This window comes from Methyloversatilis sp. MC4-4, assembly GCF_049843555.1.
GTDB classification, from domain to species: Bacteria; Pseudomonadota; Gammaproteobacteria; order Burkholderiales; family Rhodocyclaceae; genus Methyloversatilis; species Methyloversatilis discipulorum_B.
Genome location: NZ_JBBHZK010000003.1, coordinates 174141 through 189471, shown reverse-complemented (window position 1 = coordinate 189471; position 15331 = coordinate 174141). Strand labels below are relative to the sequence as shown.

Sequence of the window (15331 nt, the reverse complement as noted above, 5' to 3'; positions counted from 1 at the left end):
CGGATGAACCTCGTGGAAAGTGCCCGGTCGATCAGGACCGGGACACCAACGACAGGGGGAGAACGATGAATGCCGTGCCCACGGAGACCGCGATTCTTGGAGGAGGTTGCTTCTGGTGCCTTGAAGCCGTTTTCAACCGGGTCGAGGGGGTGATACGGGTCGAGCCGGGGTATGCCGGCGGCCACGTCGACAACCCGACCTACGACCAGGTCTGCGCCGGCCAGACCGGGCACGCCGAGGTGCTGCGCATCACCTTCGACGCCTCGCTGACCACTTTCGACGCGCTGCTCGACGTGTTCTTCGCGCTGCACGACCCGACCACCGAGAACCGCCAGGGCAACGACGTGGGCACCCAGTACCGCTCGGTCGTCTTCTGCCATGACGACGCGCAGAGACAGGCGGTGCGCGCCGCCATCGAGCGCCTGACGGCGGCGGGTACCTATGCCGCGCCGGTGCGGACGCAGATCGAGGGCGCGGTGCAGTTCTGGCCGGCCGAGGACCACCACGTCGCCTATTACGAACACAATCCGCTGCAGCCCTACTGCATGGCGGTGGTCGCACCCAAGGTGGCGAAGTTGCGCAAACTGTTCGCCGGACGCGTCAAAACCCAGCTCCGCTGAGTACACTTCGTTCTTTTCCAACTTCGCGGGATGGACACAATGACTTCAAGCACCACCGAAAGCGGCCTCGTCATCGAGGACACCACGCCGGGCACCGGCCATGAAGCGGCATCGGGTCACGAGGTCAGCGTGCATTACACCGGCTGGCTCACCGACGGACGCAAGTTCGATTCGAGCAAGGACCGCAACGACCCGTTCAGCTTCCAACTGGGCGCCGGTCAGGTCATCCGCGGCTGGGACGAGGGCGTCACCGGCATGAAGGAAGGCGGCGTGCGCAAGCTCACCATCCCGCCGCATCTGGGTTACGGCGAGCGCGGCGCTGGCGGCGTAATTCCGCCGAATGCCACGCTGGTGTTCGAGGTCGAGCTGCTGTCGGTCATCCGCAATTCGGGCGAACTGGAGATCGAGGACATCACCGAAGGCTCCGGCCGCGAAGCAGTACCCGGTCAGCGCGTCAGCGTGCATTACACCGGCTGGCTTACCAATGGCCGCAAGTTCGACTCCAGCAAGGACCGTGGCCAGCCCTTCAGCTTCAATCTGGGCGGCGGCCAGGTCATCCGCGGCTGGGACCAGGGTGTCGTTGGCATGAAGGAAGGCGGCGTGCGCAAGCTGACGATTCCGCCGCAGCTGGGCTACGGTGCCCGTGGTGCCGGTGGTGTCATTCCGCCGAACGCCACGCTGGTGTTCGAGGTCGAGCTGCTGAGCGCGAGCTGATTGCGCCGTTTCGTCCTCTGCGTCGGCCTTCTGCTGCTGGCCGGTGCAACGGCGCAGGCGGCAGACGACAACGTCGATCCGTCTGACGAGCAGGCGGCGCCGGCCGAGGTCGATCATGGCCGCCTGACCATCGAGGCACCGGCGCTGCCCCGGCCGGTACTCGAGATGCTGAACACGCACGCCCGTTCGCTCCAGTTGCGCGAGCCGCTCGACGGCGAACGGGCCGAGCGGCGCACGTTGCGCCGCGTCCGCCGTGAAATGACCGAACTGCTGGCCACCGAAGGCTGGTTCAGTCCGAGTTTCGACATCGTCGGCAATCCGCCGGTGCTGCGCATCGAACCGGGTGAACGCACCCACGTGTCGTCGGTGTCCATCGTGTTCGACGGCGATCTGGCGGGCGACGGCGACGAGCGCGCCGCGCGCCGCGCCGCCTTGCGCGCCGGGTGGCGGCTGGCCGAGGGTCAGCCCTTCCGCCAGGCGGACTGGTCGGCGGCCAAGCAGACGCTGCTCGAAGACCTGACCGCGCGCGACTACGCTGCCGCCGTGCTGGGCGACAGCCGCGCCGAGGTCGACCCGGACAGCGCGCGCGTCGACCTCAGCGTGCGTTTCGACAGTGGCCCGGCTTTCCGCTTCGGCGATATCGAAGCGACCGGGCTGGCGCTGCACGACCTCGATCTGGTGCGCCGCTACTCGACCATCAAGCCGGGCGACCGCTACTCGACCGATGCGGTGCTCGCCTTCGAGCGCGCGCTGCTGTCGTCACCCTATTTCAGTTCGGTGCAGATACTCGCCGACCCCGATCCGGCGCGCGCTGACGCGACGCCGGTGCGCGTGGCGGTGACCGAGGCCAGTTCGCGCCGCCTGTCCTTCGGCGCCGGCCTGAGCAGCAACACCGGCTATCGCGGTGAGGTGGGCTGGTCGGACAACAATCTGTTCAAGCGCTCCTGGCTGCTCAACAGCGCGGTGCGGCTGGAACAGCTGCGCCAGATCGCCTTCGCCGACGTCATGCTGCCGCCGCACGAGGACGGGTATCGCGACAGCTTCGGCGTACTGGCCGAGAACGCGGACATCCAGGACCTGATCACCCGCCGGGTCGGCGCCGGCATCGTGCGCGCACGCGTGAGGGGCGACATCGAAATCCGCCACTCGCTCAGTCTGCAGCGCGAACAGCGCGAGATCGACGGCCTGGTGCAGAGCACGCAGCAGTCGCTGGCGCTGAACACCTCGTGGACCTGGCGCCGCGTCGACGATCTGTTCAACCCGCGCGACGGCTGGGTGCTGAACGCGCAGATCGGCGGCGGCGTGAAGGGCCTGCTGTCCGACGCCAATTTCCTGCGCGGCTATCTGAAGGGCCAGTGGTTCATCCCGGTCGGCCAGCGCGACCAGCTCATCCTGCGCGGCGAGGTCGGCCTGACCGGCGGCGTGACCGAAGCGCTGCCGCAGGACTTCCTGTTCCGCACCGGCGGCTCGACCACCGTGCGCGGCTATGACTACCTCGAACTGGGCGTGCGCCAGGGCAGCGCCATCGTCGGCGGCCGCGCGCTCGGCGTGGCCAGCGTCGAGTACGTGCACTGGACGTCCGACACCTGGGGCGCCGCCTTCTTCGTTGATGCTGGCGACGCCGCCGACACGCGCGAGGACTTCAAACCCGCCTTCGGTGTCGGCGCCGGCGTGCGCTGGCGCTCACCGGCCGGCCCGATCGCCTTCGACCTCGCCTACGGCGAACGGGAGCGTCAGTGGCGGCCGCATTTTTCGCTGGCCATCGCGTTCTGAGGAAAGGTGGTTTGACAAGCGGCCCGCCGGTGCCAAGATGGCGCCCGGATAAGACAGAAGAACTCGAGGATTCCGCTTGAACGCCTTCATTCAGGCCTGTCGCCGGCATCTTTTCTGGGCTGCGCTGTTCAGCCTGGTGCTGAACCTGCTCGCGCTGGCCTTGCCCTTTTACACGCTGGAGGTGTTCGACCGCGTGTTCGCCAGCCGCAGCGTGCCGACCCTGGTCATGCTGACGCTGGTCACGACGATCGCGCTGGTCGGCATGATGCTGCTCGACCAGGTGCGTGCGCGTCTGCTCATGTCATGCGCCTTCGGGCTGGACCGTGCGCTCGGCCCGCAGGTGGTTACGCGACTGTTCGCCGAGGCCGGATCGCCTGGCCATCCGGCGCAGACCCAGTGCATCCGCGACATCGCCACCGTGCGCGGCTTCCTGACCGGGCCCGGCGTGATCGCGCTGTTCGACGCGCCGTGGGCGCCGCTCTTCCTGCTGCTCATCTTCGTCTTCCATCCGCTGCTCGGCGTCGTGGCGACCGTCGGCGCGCTGGTGCTGCTGGCCTGCGCCTGGATCAACAGCCGCGTCACGCGCCATTACAACGAAATGTCGGCACGTGCGTCGCGCGCCTCCTCACAGTTCATCGACGCCTCGGTACGCAATGCCGACGCGGTCCGCGCGATGGGCATGGCGCCCGATCTGGGCCGCCGCTGGGGCGTGCTGAACGACGAGGTGATACGCGCCGGCGCCGCGTCGCAGGCGGTCGGCGCCCCATGGACCGGCCTCACGCGCTTCGTCCGCCTCTACCTGCAGGTGCTCATGCTCGGCTGCGGCGCCTGGCTGGTGGTGCGCGGCGACCTCGGCTCCGGTGCCATGATGGCCGGCACGCTGATACTGGCGCGTGCGCTGTCGCCGGTCGAAGCCATCGTATCGAGCTGGCGCAGCCTGTTCGACTTCCGTGAGTCGGTGGCGCGGCTTTCGTCGCTGCTCGAAGGCAGCGAACAGGCGCGCGCGCCGCATCCGCTGCCGCGGCCGACCGGACGCGTCGACGTCGAAGCGCTCACCATGATGGCCGGCCAGCGCGTGCTGCTGCGTGGCGTCGGTTTCTCGCTGCAGGCCGGTCAGCAACTGGCCGTGATCGGCCCGAGCGGTGCCGGCAAGACCGCGTTACTGCGCCTGCTGGCCGGTATCTGGACACCGGCGTCGGGCGCCGTTCGTCTCGACGGTGCGCGGCTGCAGGACTACCCGCCGGACACGCTGGGTGCGGCAATCGGCTATCTGCCGCAGAACGTCGAACTGTTCCCCGGCACGGTGGCCGAGAACATCGCCCGAATGCAGCCGTCGCCGGATGCCGACGCGGTGATCGACGCCGCGAAGCTGTGCGGTGCGCACGAACTCATCCTGCGGTTGCCGCAAGGCTATGACACCGAGGTGGGCGAGGGCGGTGCCCAGCTGTCGGCCGGCCAGCGCGCACGCGTCGGCATCGCCCGCGCGCTTTATGGTTCGCCGGCGCTGGTGCTGCTGGATGAGCCGAACGCCAACCTCGACGCCGAGGGTGAGGACGCGCTGGTCGACATGCTCGGGCGCCTGCGCGAACGCGGCATCACCGCCGTCGTGGTGGCGCACCGGCCGCGCATGCTGCAGGGCATGGACAAGCTGCTGGTGCTGCGCGAGGGCGTGGTCGAGCAGTACGGTGACTACGCCGAGATCGCCGCCCGCGTCACGCGCAGCCCGCGCGTGACGGCGTTGAGCGACAGAGCGGCACAGCCGGGAGGTGCGCAGCATGGCCATCGAGCTTGATGCCGGTCTGCCTTCGCTGGCGCGCGACCGCGTGGTCCGCGCCGGACTGTGGGTGATCGGCGGCACGCTGGCCGCGATGCTGGCCTGGGCGGAACTGGCGCCGGTGTCCGGCGCCGTGGTCGCCGGCGGCGAAGTGCGCGTGTCCGGCGAACGCAAGACGGTGCAGCACCTGGAAGGCGGCATCGTTGCCGAACTGCGGGTGCGCGACGGCGACGTGGTGCAGGCGGGTCAGGTGCTGCTGGTGCTTGGCGACGCACGCGTCGACGCCTCGCTCGACGCGATCGAGAACGAAATCATCGGCGAGCGGCTGACGCTGGCCCGGCTCGAATCGGAGAAACGCGAACTGCCGGCGCTGGCGCTGCCCGACGATCTCGTCGAGCTCGCATCGTCGCCGCGCTACCGCACCCTGATCGACGGCGAGCAGCGGCTGTTCCGCACGCGGCGCGACAACCTGCGCGAGCAGTTGGTACTGCTCGAAGCGCAGGCGGTCGAGGCGCAGCGCGAAGCGTCCGACGTGCAGGTGCAGGTCGAGGCCGACCAGCGGGCAGTGGCGGCCCTGCGCGAGCAATTGCAGGCGTCGGAAAAACTGGCCGAGCAGAAATTCATCCAGCACACGCGGCTGCTCGAACTGCGCAGCGGCCTGGCGATACGCGAGGCGGAAATGGCCGAGCACCAGGCCATGCTGTCGCGCACGCGGCAGAACATCGGCGACTTCCGGCTGCGCAAGGCGCAACTGCGTGCCGACTTCGTGCAGCGCGCGGTCGACGAGGCGCAACTGACCGGGCGCAAGCTGCTCGACCTGCAGGCGCGGCTGAACCCCGCGAAAGACAGCAGTCTGCGCAAGGAGGTCATTGCGCCGGTGGCCGGCCGCGCGGTGAACCTGCAGGTGCATACCGTGGGCGGCGTCGTGCGCGCCGGTGACCCCATCGTCGACATCGTGCCGGACGAAACCGCGCTGGTGGTCGAGGTGAGGGTGCAGCCGCAGGACGTCGAAGAGGTGCACACCGGCATGCCGGCCGAAGTCCGGCTGGCCGCCTACAACGCCCGCACCACGCCGCTGGTCAGCGGCAAGGTGAGCTATGTGTCGGCCGACCGCCTGATCGATCCGGCGCACGGCACGCCTTACTACACGGTGCACGTGACGCTCGACGCCCGGCCGGCCGAGCGCATCGAGCCGGGCATGCCGGTCGAGGCTTTCCTGCGTACGCGCGAGCGCAGCATGCTCGACTACCTGCTCGATCCGGTGATCAACGTGACCCGTCGTTCGATGCGCGAAAGCTGATGCGCGAACGCTGGTGTCGGGACGCTGTCAGGTCCGGACATGCATGCCTGACAGAGCGATGACAGAAAGCGAACCTGCAGACAACTCCGCGCCGCCGCCGCGCCGCCGCCGGCTTTTCGGGCTGGCCCTCACCGACCTCGCGCTGCTCGCCTTGCCCGTGCTCGTTGTGTTCTGGGCGCTGGCGACGCAGAGCGGCTTGCGGGCAGTGGCCGCGGCTGCGCAGTGGGCCGTGCCGGCGTTGCAGATCGAAGTCGCGAGCGGCAGCCTGGTCGACGCGCCGCGTCTGGCGCGACTGGTGCATGACGACGGCAGTCTGCGCATCGACGCGCAGGCGGTGGCGCTCGACTGGAGCGCCTCGGCGCTGCTGCGCGGCCGGCTGGACATCGCCCGGCTGTCGGTCGATGAGTTGCGCATTGCCACCTCGCCCAGCGACGAGGCGCCGGTGGTGCCCACCAGCCTCGAACTGCCGCTGTCGTTGAACGCGCAGGTCGAGATCGGACGGCTGGTGCTGGCCGACTACGCCACCCCTGCGGTCGACAACATCGTGCTCGACGCGCTGCACGCGCAGGTCGACTCGGACGGTCGCACGCACCGCCTGGATTCGCTGTCGCTCGGCACGCCCTGGGGGGCGCTCGACGGCCGGTTGCAGCTCGATGGCGCCGCGCCCTTCGCGCTGAACGGCGAACTGAACTTCAAGGCGGCCGACTACGCGGCGCAGGCCACGCTGGGCGGCGCGCTGGCCGAAGCGGCCGACGTCGATCTGCGCGCCAGCGGCTATGGCCTGTCGGGCACCGCACGCGTCGGCGTGCGGCCGTTCGCCGCGCAACCGCTGGCCGCGCTGAAGCTGGCGCTCGACGAATTCGATCCGCACAGCCTGCACCCATCGGCGCCGTCCGGTCGGTGGACGGTGCGCGCCGATCTGGCGCCGCGCGATGGCGACGCACTCGCGCTGACCGGCACGCTGAGCGCGGCCAACGCCGCGCCGGGTCGTATCGATCAGGGGCGGGCACCGGTGACCGCGCTGACTGCACGCATCGAAGCAAGCGTGGCGGCGGTCGACGTGCGCGATCTGCGCCTCGCGCTGGCCGGCGGCGGCGAAGTCAGTGGCGAGGTTGGCTGGCGCAGCGGCGGCGACCTGCCGATCACCGCCGCACTGACGCTGCGCGACATCGACAGCGCGCAACTGCACGCTCAGGGTGTGCGCACAAAGCTCGGCGGACGGATCGATATCCAGGCCTCGGGCGCGCGCCAGCAGTTTGTCGTCGACCTGACCGACCGCGGCCCCAGCCGCCTCGCGCTGAAGGCGAGCGGCCATGGCGCCGACGCGCTGCTCACGCTGGCGCAGGCCGATCTTTCCGCGCGCGGCGCACAGGCCGGCATGCGCGGCACGCTCAAGCTGGATGACTCGCTGGCCTTCACGGTCGATGGCCGACTGCAGAAGTTCGATCCGTCGGCCTTCGTGAAGGCACCGGCGGCGTCGCTGTCGGCCCGCTTCGACGCCGCCGGCCGTCTGGGTCCGCAGATCGATCTGCGCGCCGCGCTGGACATCGAGCCGAGCACGCTGATCGGCGAGCCGCTGGCCGGCCGCGCGAAGCTGCGCCTGCAGGGGCAGCGCCTGTCCGGCGTCGATGTCGCGCTCGACTGGTCGGGCAACAGTCTGGCCGCGCAGGGTGGCTTCGGCGGTGCGCAGGACGCGCTGGACTGGACGCTCGACGCGCGCAATCTGGCGGCGCTGCGCGCACTCACCGGGCAGACGCTGGCCGGGCGCGTGTCCGGCAGCGGGCGTCTCGCCGGCAGCATTTCGGCGCCGCATGGGCGCCTGCAGTTGCAGGCTCGCGCACTGGCACTGGGCGAACTGGGCAGCGTGGCGCGCGCCGACATCGACGCCGAACTGGCACCGGGCGCCGACGGCCGCCTGCGCCTCGCGCTCGATGCCGCCGATCTGCGCAGCCCGCAGGCGCCGGTGCCGGTCGAGCAGCTGCGCATCGACATCGCAGGCACGCGCGCCGCTCATACGCTGGATGCCGACGTCGTCGCCGGCGCGCTGCCGACTGAGCGCGGTGACACACCGGCCAAGCCATCGCTGAAGCTGGCCGCGCACGGCGCGCTGGCTGACGGCCCGGCGTGGTCGGGCATCATCGACCGGCTGGCGCTGGTGATTTCGTCCGAACTGAGCGCGACGCTCAGCGCACCGGCGCGGCTCAGCGCGTCGCCGCAGCAGGCCACGCTCGACGACGCGCGCTTTGCGCTGACCGGCGGTGGCGAACTGGTTCTGGCGCATACCGGCTGGACGCCCGAGCGGCTCGACGCGCGCGGCCGCGCCCGCGGCGTGCCGCTGCGTCTGGTGTGGCGCGACCGCGCCGCCGGCATCAGTGTGCGCGCGCCGCTGAAACTCGGCGCCGACTGGTCGATGGCCGCACTGCTGGCCGGCGACGAGCGCATCGACGGCACGCTGTCGCTGTTCCGCGAAGCGGGCAACGTGGTGGTGTCGGGCGAAACGCGCAACGAACTGGCGCTGTCGGCGGCGCGTGTCGATGTGACCTTCGCCGGCCGCGAAGCACTGGCGAAGGCGGTGCTGGCCGGGCCGGACATCGGCGAGGCGCGCGCCGAGGTGGCGCTGCCGCTGCGCCGCGACGGCAGCCTGTGGCAGCCCGATCTCGACGCGCCGACGCGCGGCAGCGCGACGCTGGACGTGCCCTCGCTCGCCTGGGTCGGTCGCACGCTGCGCCTCGACATGAGTACCGCCGGGCGGCTGCGCGGCGACGTGAAGCTGGCGGGCACGCTGCGCGCACCTGAACTGTCGGGGCGCATCGACGGCGACGCGCTCGCGTTCGCGCTGATCGATGCCGGTGTGAAGCTGGAGCGCGGCGAACTGCGCGCGCAGTTCGAGGGCGACCACCTGACGCTGCAGTCGCTCAGCTTCGAAAGCGACAACCGCCGCCCGCCGCCGGATGCACGGCTCGGCGCCGCCGGCCTGACGCGCGAACCGGGTCGGCTGTCGGCCCGCGGCAGCGTCGACCTCGCCACCACGCGCGCCGACATCGCCATCGACATCCGCCGCTTCGTGCCGCTGCAGGGCGGCGAACAGTGGCTCATGCTGTCCGGCGATGGCACGGTGCGCGGCTCGGCCAAGGAGGGCATGAAACTGCAGCTGGCGCTGAAGGCCGACGCCGGTCTGTTCACCGTGCCCGAGCAGTCGGCGCCCGCGCTCGGCGACGACGTGGTCATCAAGGGCCGCACGCCGGAAGAAGCTGCCGGCCCGCCGCTCGGCCTGGCGATCGACGTCGACCTCGGCGAGCGCGTCTACTTCAAGGGCCGCGGGCTCGATACGCGGCTGACCGGCCAGCTCGCGCTGCGCGACGAAGGCCGCGGCCTGCGCGCCACCGGCAACATCCGCACCGTCGACGGTCGCTACCGCGCCTACGGTCAGGACCTGGTGATCGAGCGCGGCGTCATCAGCTTCCAGGGCTCGGTGTCCAACCCCGGTCTCAACGTGCGCGCCATCCGTCCCAACCTGCCGGTGCAGGCCGGCGTCGAAGTCAGCGGCACGGTGCTGAAGCCGCGTGTGCGGCTGGTGTCCGACTCGGCCATGCCGGACAGCGAAAAGCTGTCGTGGATCGTCCTCGGCCGCGGCCAGGACCGCGCCGGCGGCTCCGACCTGTCGCTGCTCGCCACCGCCGCCAGTGCGCTGCTCGGCGGCGAGGGCGAAGGCATCACCGGCTCGCTCGCGCAGGCGCTCGGCCTGGACCAGATCGCGCTGACCCAGAGCAGCACGACCACCGGCCCACGCAGCCAGGTCGTCACCTCGTCGAACAACACGACCACCGTCGGCGGCCAGGTCGTCAGCGTCGGCAAGCGCCTGTCATCGAACGCGCTGCTCACCTACGAACAAGGCGTGGCCGGCGCCACCAGCGTCGTCAAACTCACCTGGAACCTCACCCGCCATCTCGCGCTGATCGGCAGCACGGGCACCGAACAGGCAGTGGATGTGAGGTATGTGTTTTCGTTCAAGTAGGGCGTATCCGCCGCGACCGCGCGACTGTCTGTTCCGTGCATAATTGAATGGAATTCCAAAGGCCGCGGACGCGGGTTGGCGGCGTGTCCGGTTTCAAGGTTTTTTCGTACCGTGAGTAAACGGGTAAGTAAACGGAGGGCATTGAAATGGAAAGGAAATCCGGTGTCCGGTTTGTTTGCTTATCCGGACAGCGTCCGTCTTATCGGACGAAAGTGTTGTCGACCTCACGTTAAGCATCACGTGGAAACGTCGCGCGCCCCCTATCTGGGGCACACCGAAGAAGTGGATGGCTTCGACGATCCGCCTGGCGCCATCTATACCTTTGCCGAGTCGGGGCGGGCGTATCGATTCGACATCGCAGAGCGCTCGACGTACGCGTCATGTCTTCCCTCGCTAGTAGAAGGTAGGGAGGTGACCATCATGGTGAATGCGCCGCACTCGCCGACAAGCCCAGCCATTCAGATTCCGACGAATTGCGCCGTCTTCCAAGCTGCGTTGGTGGAGCTTGGGACGCTCGGCGTCAAGTACGTCTCCTTCTTCAATCAGCCATCTGGCGGGTTCAAGCAGTTCGAGATTCGGGAGTTGCGTGATGGTGCCTAATGTGGAGGTCCAGACGGCCACGAGCCGCGATGCACGGCGAGCAATGTTGCTTAACCTGCCAGTGGAGCGGACCGCCTTCGGCGTCCGCTCACCTTCACGTTAGGAACAATCTACATGCGCCTTTTCATTCTCGTTCTGGCCACGTCTATCGTCACTTGTGCTTGTTCCACACTGGTTTACCAAGAGCCGATATCTGGACCACGGGCACGGGTTCGTTTCGCTACTGATTCGAAAGACATATCGGTACTACGCACTTACAGCGACAAAAATTGTTCAACCAATGAGGCTGAATGGATGAGGCTTAGAAACGGGGTGTTGATTAACGCTTCACCCAAAAGGCTCGGCATTTCCTTGTGGCGAGATCATGAAAATGCCGCCAAAGAAGTTTACGTTGGCGCTGGCAGCCCGATTTACGGGCTTTTCATCGGCGGAGAAATGGCGGAAAACATGATTTATCGCTGCGGCACGTCATTTTTATTCACATTCCAAGATGCTTATGATTACGAAGTTCGCTTTAGGTGGTCTCGTAAACAGTGCTATGTGACTATTTCTCAAATAAGCGACCCCCAATCAGGGGCAGAGATAAAACAGTTGGCGGAATTTACAAATCAAGTTACGGAGGCTAACAAGGGATGTTTGGACGCATTCAACGCAAAGCGCTTCTAATAAGAAGGCATATTCCTAACATACCAGTCAACCGGACCGCCGAACACCCGCCTTTAGGTCCCCTCTGTCCGCCTCGCGCGGCGTCCTGTTACTTTCATCGTTGAGGCTGTAGAAAAACCCCTCCCCACCCTTACCCGTTCACATGCCGTTGTTATGATTCCGCATCGCCTCTCCGGAGCCCCGCGATGCCGCGATTCAAGACACCCGACTACGGTCTGAAGCTCATCCCAGCGGACTTCGCGCAGCAAGTGCTGCTCGGCACCTTCGAGTTCGCACTCTGCCACCTGGTCGACAACGACCTCGATCTCACTGCACTGCGTGCCCGCTACGCCAACGACGCTGGCGGCGCTCCGGCCTTCGATCCGGCCGTGCTGCTCAAGATCGTGCTGCTCGGCTACTCGCGCGGGCTGATCAGCTCCCGATCCATCGCCACTGCCTGCCGCACCAACGTGCTGTTCATGGCGGTCTCTGGCGACAGTGCGCCGCACTTCACCACGGTCGCGCACTTCATCAGCAGTCTCGGCAATGAGGCCCAAGCGCTCTTCACCGAGGTGCTGCTGGTGTGCGACCGCCAGGGGCTGCTCGGGCGCGAGCTCTTCGCCATCGACGGCGTGAAGCTGCCATCGAATGCCTCCAAGGCGAAGAGCGGTACGCGTGCCGATTTCGAGCGTGAAGCAGCGAAGATGGAAGCGGCCGTGCAGCGCATGATTACCGAGCAGAAGGCGCGCGATGCCGCCGGCTGCGACGACGAGGCCGCCCGCGCGCAGCGCACCCGCGAACGCTTGGGTCACGCAGCGGCAAAGATCCGCGACTGGCTCGCGCTCAACCCGGATGACCGACGGGGCGCCAAGGGCGCGGTGCGCCTCTCCAACCGCACCGACAACGACTCGGCCAAGATGGCCACCGCCAAGGGCGTGGTTCAGGGCTATACCGGCGTGGCAGCCGTCGATGCCGCCCACCAGATCGTCGTCGATGCCGAGGCGCACGGCACCGGGTCGGAACAGGAACTGCTGTTGCCGGTGGTCGATGCCTGCACACTGCAGCGCCACACCGACACCGCAATCTGCGCCGACGCGGGCTATCACTCCGAGAAGAACCTCGCCGGACTGGAGCGCCGGAACGTTCCCGCCTGGGTGTGCGACAACGGCTACCGGCAGCGCGACCCGAGATACGCCGATCAAGCGAAGCACAAGGCCAAGCCCGATGCGCTGTGGGACAAGAGCGAGAAGGCGAAACAGGCACGCGCTGCCGGCAAGACCCAGCCATACGCCAACACCGACTTCACCGAAGCGCCGGACCGCAGCCACTGCACCTGCCCGGCGGGCAAGCGGCTGTATCGCAACGGCGGCGAATGCACGATCAACGGCTACGCCGCCACCAAATACACCGGTGCTGCGCGCGACTGCCTGCCGTGCGATCAACGCAGCCGCTGTCTGCGCACGCCGGACAAAGCAAAGGTTCGGCAGGTTGCCTTCTTCCGCGGCAAGCGCGACTCAACTGAGTCACACACCGAGCGGATGAAGCGGCGCATCGATTCCGCTGAGGGCAAACGGATGATCGCCGCGCGCTTCGCCACCGTCGAACCGGTGTTCGGCAACCTGCGGCACAACAAACGGCTCACCCGATTCACGCTGCGTGGGTGCACAAAAGTGGATGGGCAGTGGAAGCTGTACTGCATGGTGCACAACATCGAAAAGCTCGGGCACCATGGATACGCGAATTAGGTAAGCTTGCGGGCGGAAAAGATACCGCCGCGATGGCGAACAGCACGGCCCAAGGCAACCGGCAGGGGACGAACATGAAACGACGATCGCGGGACTGAAATGAGGATGAACGACTTCGAACCGGCAACGGCCGGAAGCAATCGCTTGCCCCGGAATGGGGTATTTCTACAGCGTCGTTAGGCCTATCCATGAACGCAGACGACAACATTGACTCGCTGAATATCTCGCTATGCATCGAGAACCTCGAGATCAACGACATTGACCGCATTCGTGCTGCTTACCCGACTGCACACATTGGCGTTCGCCCCGCAACGCAAATGCCGTACGCATCAATTCCTGTCGAGCTGCACGAACTAGCTGGTGCTGCACAGTGGTTGCGCGACAGCGCGTCCACGCACGGCAGAAGGATTTACATCTGCGCATTTGCCGAAAGCCACCTCAGCTGGGGCAACTTTCTTCTCCCCACAGAACTGACGAAGGTCGCCGCGCAAGGTAGTCTTCCCATACAAGTTGCCTTCGCCACAACTGGCGGCATATAGCGGCGCTTTCTCGACTTTTGTGGAAACTCGAACCCAACGCGATCGGAGTGAACTTGTTCAACCCTGCCTACGCGCCCCAGCCTAACTGTCGGTTCAACGCGGACGCCAACACTGGCCATGGCCAGTGTTGGTGCCCTACGCGCTTCGCGCTCCGGCGCCGGTTACCCTGGGCGTTGGCGCCATGAAACTTCATCGCGTAACCATCACTTTCAATCGCGTATTCGACGTGGTGCGTTTTCGTGACTACGAGAAGCCTGCGTATTCCTTATTTGGTTTCGAGATTTCTTCCGGCAAGTACTACGGGGTCGAAATTCCAGGTCACCCACGTATAGAGGCCGGAGACACAGTCACTGCTTTACTAAGCACCCCAAATAACTGGCAAACGCTTAAAGGTTGGGTAAACCATCAAACTCGTGAAATTGCTGCGCCTACCGCAGGCGCAAGTGGTATTGCTTCGGTAGCAATGTTTATCGCTGCCGGCGCCTGCCTCTATCTAACATGGCTTCGAGTAAGTTCTTTAATGGCAGTCCCCTTTTTTATCGGCGGGACTTATTGGCTGCGGTATGCCATTTCTGCCGCAGCGATTCGTAAGGCACTGCAACAACATGGCGCCTAACATTTCGGTCAAGGCCGCTTCGACCTTTGACCTCCGCTGGACGCGCCGCAAGCGGCGCGCCCCTTACCTACAACGTTACGCGTCACAGAATCACTTTCAGCGGACTCCGCAGCCAAGTGCTTGAGAACTTGCATTCGTTGCATCGACACGAGGAGGAGCTCCGTGCAACGAGCTATGCTGCGATAGCCTCGTCCATGGACCTGCGCGACCACCTGCGGGCGATACATGACGCTTTGGATCACTTGGTCGCGCTGCAGAGGGAATACTCGGCCCCCGGGGACGACACGCATACTGTCCAACTTTTCGCTATCAGACTCTTCAATATTGGCGGAAGCGCATGCAAGTTGGGCCTGAGCGGGTACTACCAGCAGGCGTTCCAACTTCTGCGAGACTCGCTCGAGCAGGTCAACTTACTGGACCTGTTCAGAGCGGATCGAAGCAAGATTGCAGAATGGCGTCTCGCTGATAACAAAAGGCTCAAGAGGCATTTCGGTCCTGCCGCGGTTCGAGAGGCACTGGACAAGCTCCCTGAGTACAAGGGTCAGAAAGCTGGCCGCGATAGGCTATACGCAATACTGTCAGAGCATGCTGCGCATGCGACCTATCGCGGCTTCAGGTTGGTCGCCCCAGGAAACAGTCCGCGCCTCGGCCCGTTCTTCGACGCGACGCTGCTCCGGGCTTTGCTCGAAGACCTCGGCCGACATCTGGCGCATGCCACCCTAGCTGCAAGCATGCTTATCGATGGCGCCATGAACTCGGCTGTAATGCGCGCAAAGACTGAGTACGTAGACCGATTGCGCGTCTATCACGACAAGTACATCAAGCCATCGAGGTCGCCACAGTGACGCCTAACCCCTCGTTCAACCGGAGCGCCAACGGCAGGGCGCGTGGGCCGGACGGAGCTTGTTGCCTATCATGCGCCGCACGGGCTCGGCGCAATTCCGTCGTCGCGCGGTCACCTCTGCGCTAAACGGCACCCAAGGACGGCTA

12 protein-coding genes are annotated in these 15331 nt (G+C 66.4%); all 12 read left to right on the top strand.

The features are described from left to right. The first annotated feature begins 65 nt into the window (after window positions 1–65). The 12 genes from msrA (at window position 66) to WDZ97_RS13870 (ending at window position 15186) form a co-directional block, all read left to right on the top strand. Window positions 66–620 (top strand): peptide-methionine (S)-S-oxide reductase MsrA, encoded by a 555-nt coding sequence (msrA, locus tag WDZ97_RS13925; protein ID WP_425763138.1) that lies wholly within the window; start codon window positions 66–68, stop codon window positions 618–620. A gap of 39 nt (window positions 621–659) precedes the next feature. Next, window positions 660–1334, top strand: coding sequence for an FKBP-type peptidyl-prolyl cis-trans isomerase (locus tag WDZ97_RS13920; RefSeq protein WP_341929542.1), 675 nt, complete (start codon window positions 660–662; stop codon window positions 1332–1334). After that, window positions 1335–3107, top strand: coding sequence for an autotransporter assembly complex protein TamA (locus WDZ97_RS13915; protein WP_425763137.1), 1773 nt, complete (start codon window positions 1335–1337; stop codon window positions 3105–3107). Between the two features lie 76 nt (window positions 3108–3183). Next, window positions 3184–4899, top strand: coding sequence for a type I secretion system permease/ATPase (locus tag WDZ97_RS13910; RefSeq protein WP_425763136.1), 1716 nt, complete (start codon window positions 3184–3186; stop codon window positions 4897–4899). After that, on the top strand, window positions 4883–6181 hold the full coding sequence (locus WDZ97_RS13905; protein WP_425763135.1) for an HlyD family type I secretion periplasmic adaptor subunit: 1299 nt from the start codon (window positions 4883–4885) through the stop codon (window positions 6179–6181). Before WDZ97_RS13910 ends, WDZ97_RS13905 begins: the two co-directional genes overlap by 17 nt. A gap of 58 nt (window positions 6182–6239) precedes the next feature. Further along, window positions 6240–10196, top strand: coding sequence for a translocation/assembly module TamB domain-containing protein (locus WDZ97_RS13900; protein ID WP_425763134.1), 3957 nt, complete (start codon window positions 6240–6242; stop codon window positions 10194–10196). A 240-nt stretch (window positions 10197–10436) separates the two neighbouring features. Beyond that, window positions 10437–10796: a hypothetical protein gene (locus WDZ97_RS13895; RefSeq protein WP_296813337.1), complete on the top strand. Its 360-nt coding sequence runs from the start codon at window positions 10437–10439 to the stop codon at window positions 10794–10796. A 114-nt stretch (window positions 10797–10910) separates the two neighbouring features. Next, entirely contained in the window at window positions 10911–11462 is a 552-nt protein-coding gene (locus WDZ97_RS13890) for a hypothetical protein (RefSeq protein WP_425763133.1), read from the top strand. Between the two features lie 185 nt (window positions 11463–11647). Next, on the top strand, window positions 11648–13186 hold the full coding sequence (locus WDZ97_RS13885) for a transposase (protein ID WP_425763132.1): 1539 nt from the start codon (window positions 11648–11650) through the stop codon (window positions 13184–13186). 188 nt (window positions 13187–13374) lie between these two features. After that, window positions 13375–13725: a hypothetical protein gene (locus tag WDZ97_RS13880; RefSeq protein WP_425763131.1), complete on the top strand. Its 351-nt coding sequence runs from the start codon at window positions 13375–13377 to the stop codon at window positions 13723–13725. 181 nt (window positions 13726–13906) lie between these two features. Then, the gene (locus tag WDZ97_RS13875) at window positions 13907–14341 is read left to right on the top strand and encodes a hypothetical protein (protein ID WP_425763130.1); all 435 of its coding nucleotides are present in this window, start codon (window positions 13907–13909) and stop codon (window positions 14339–14341) included. 194 nt (window positions 14342–14535) lie between these two features. After that, on the top strand, window positions 14536–15186 hold the full coding sequence (locus WDZ97_RS13870) for a hypothetical protein (protein ID WP_425763129.1): 651 nt from the start codon (window positions 14536–14538) through the stop codon (window positions 15184–15186). Window positions 15187–15331: the final 145 nt, after the last annotated feature.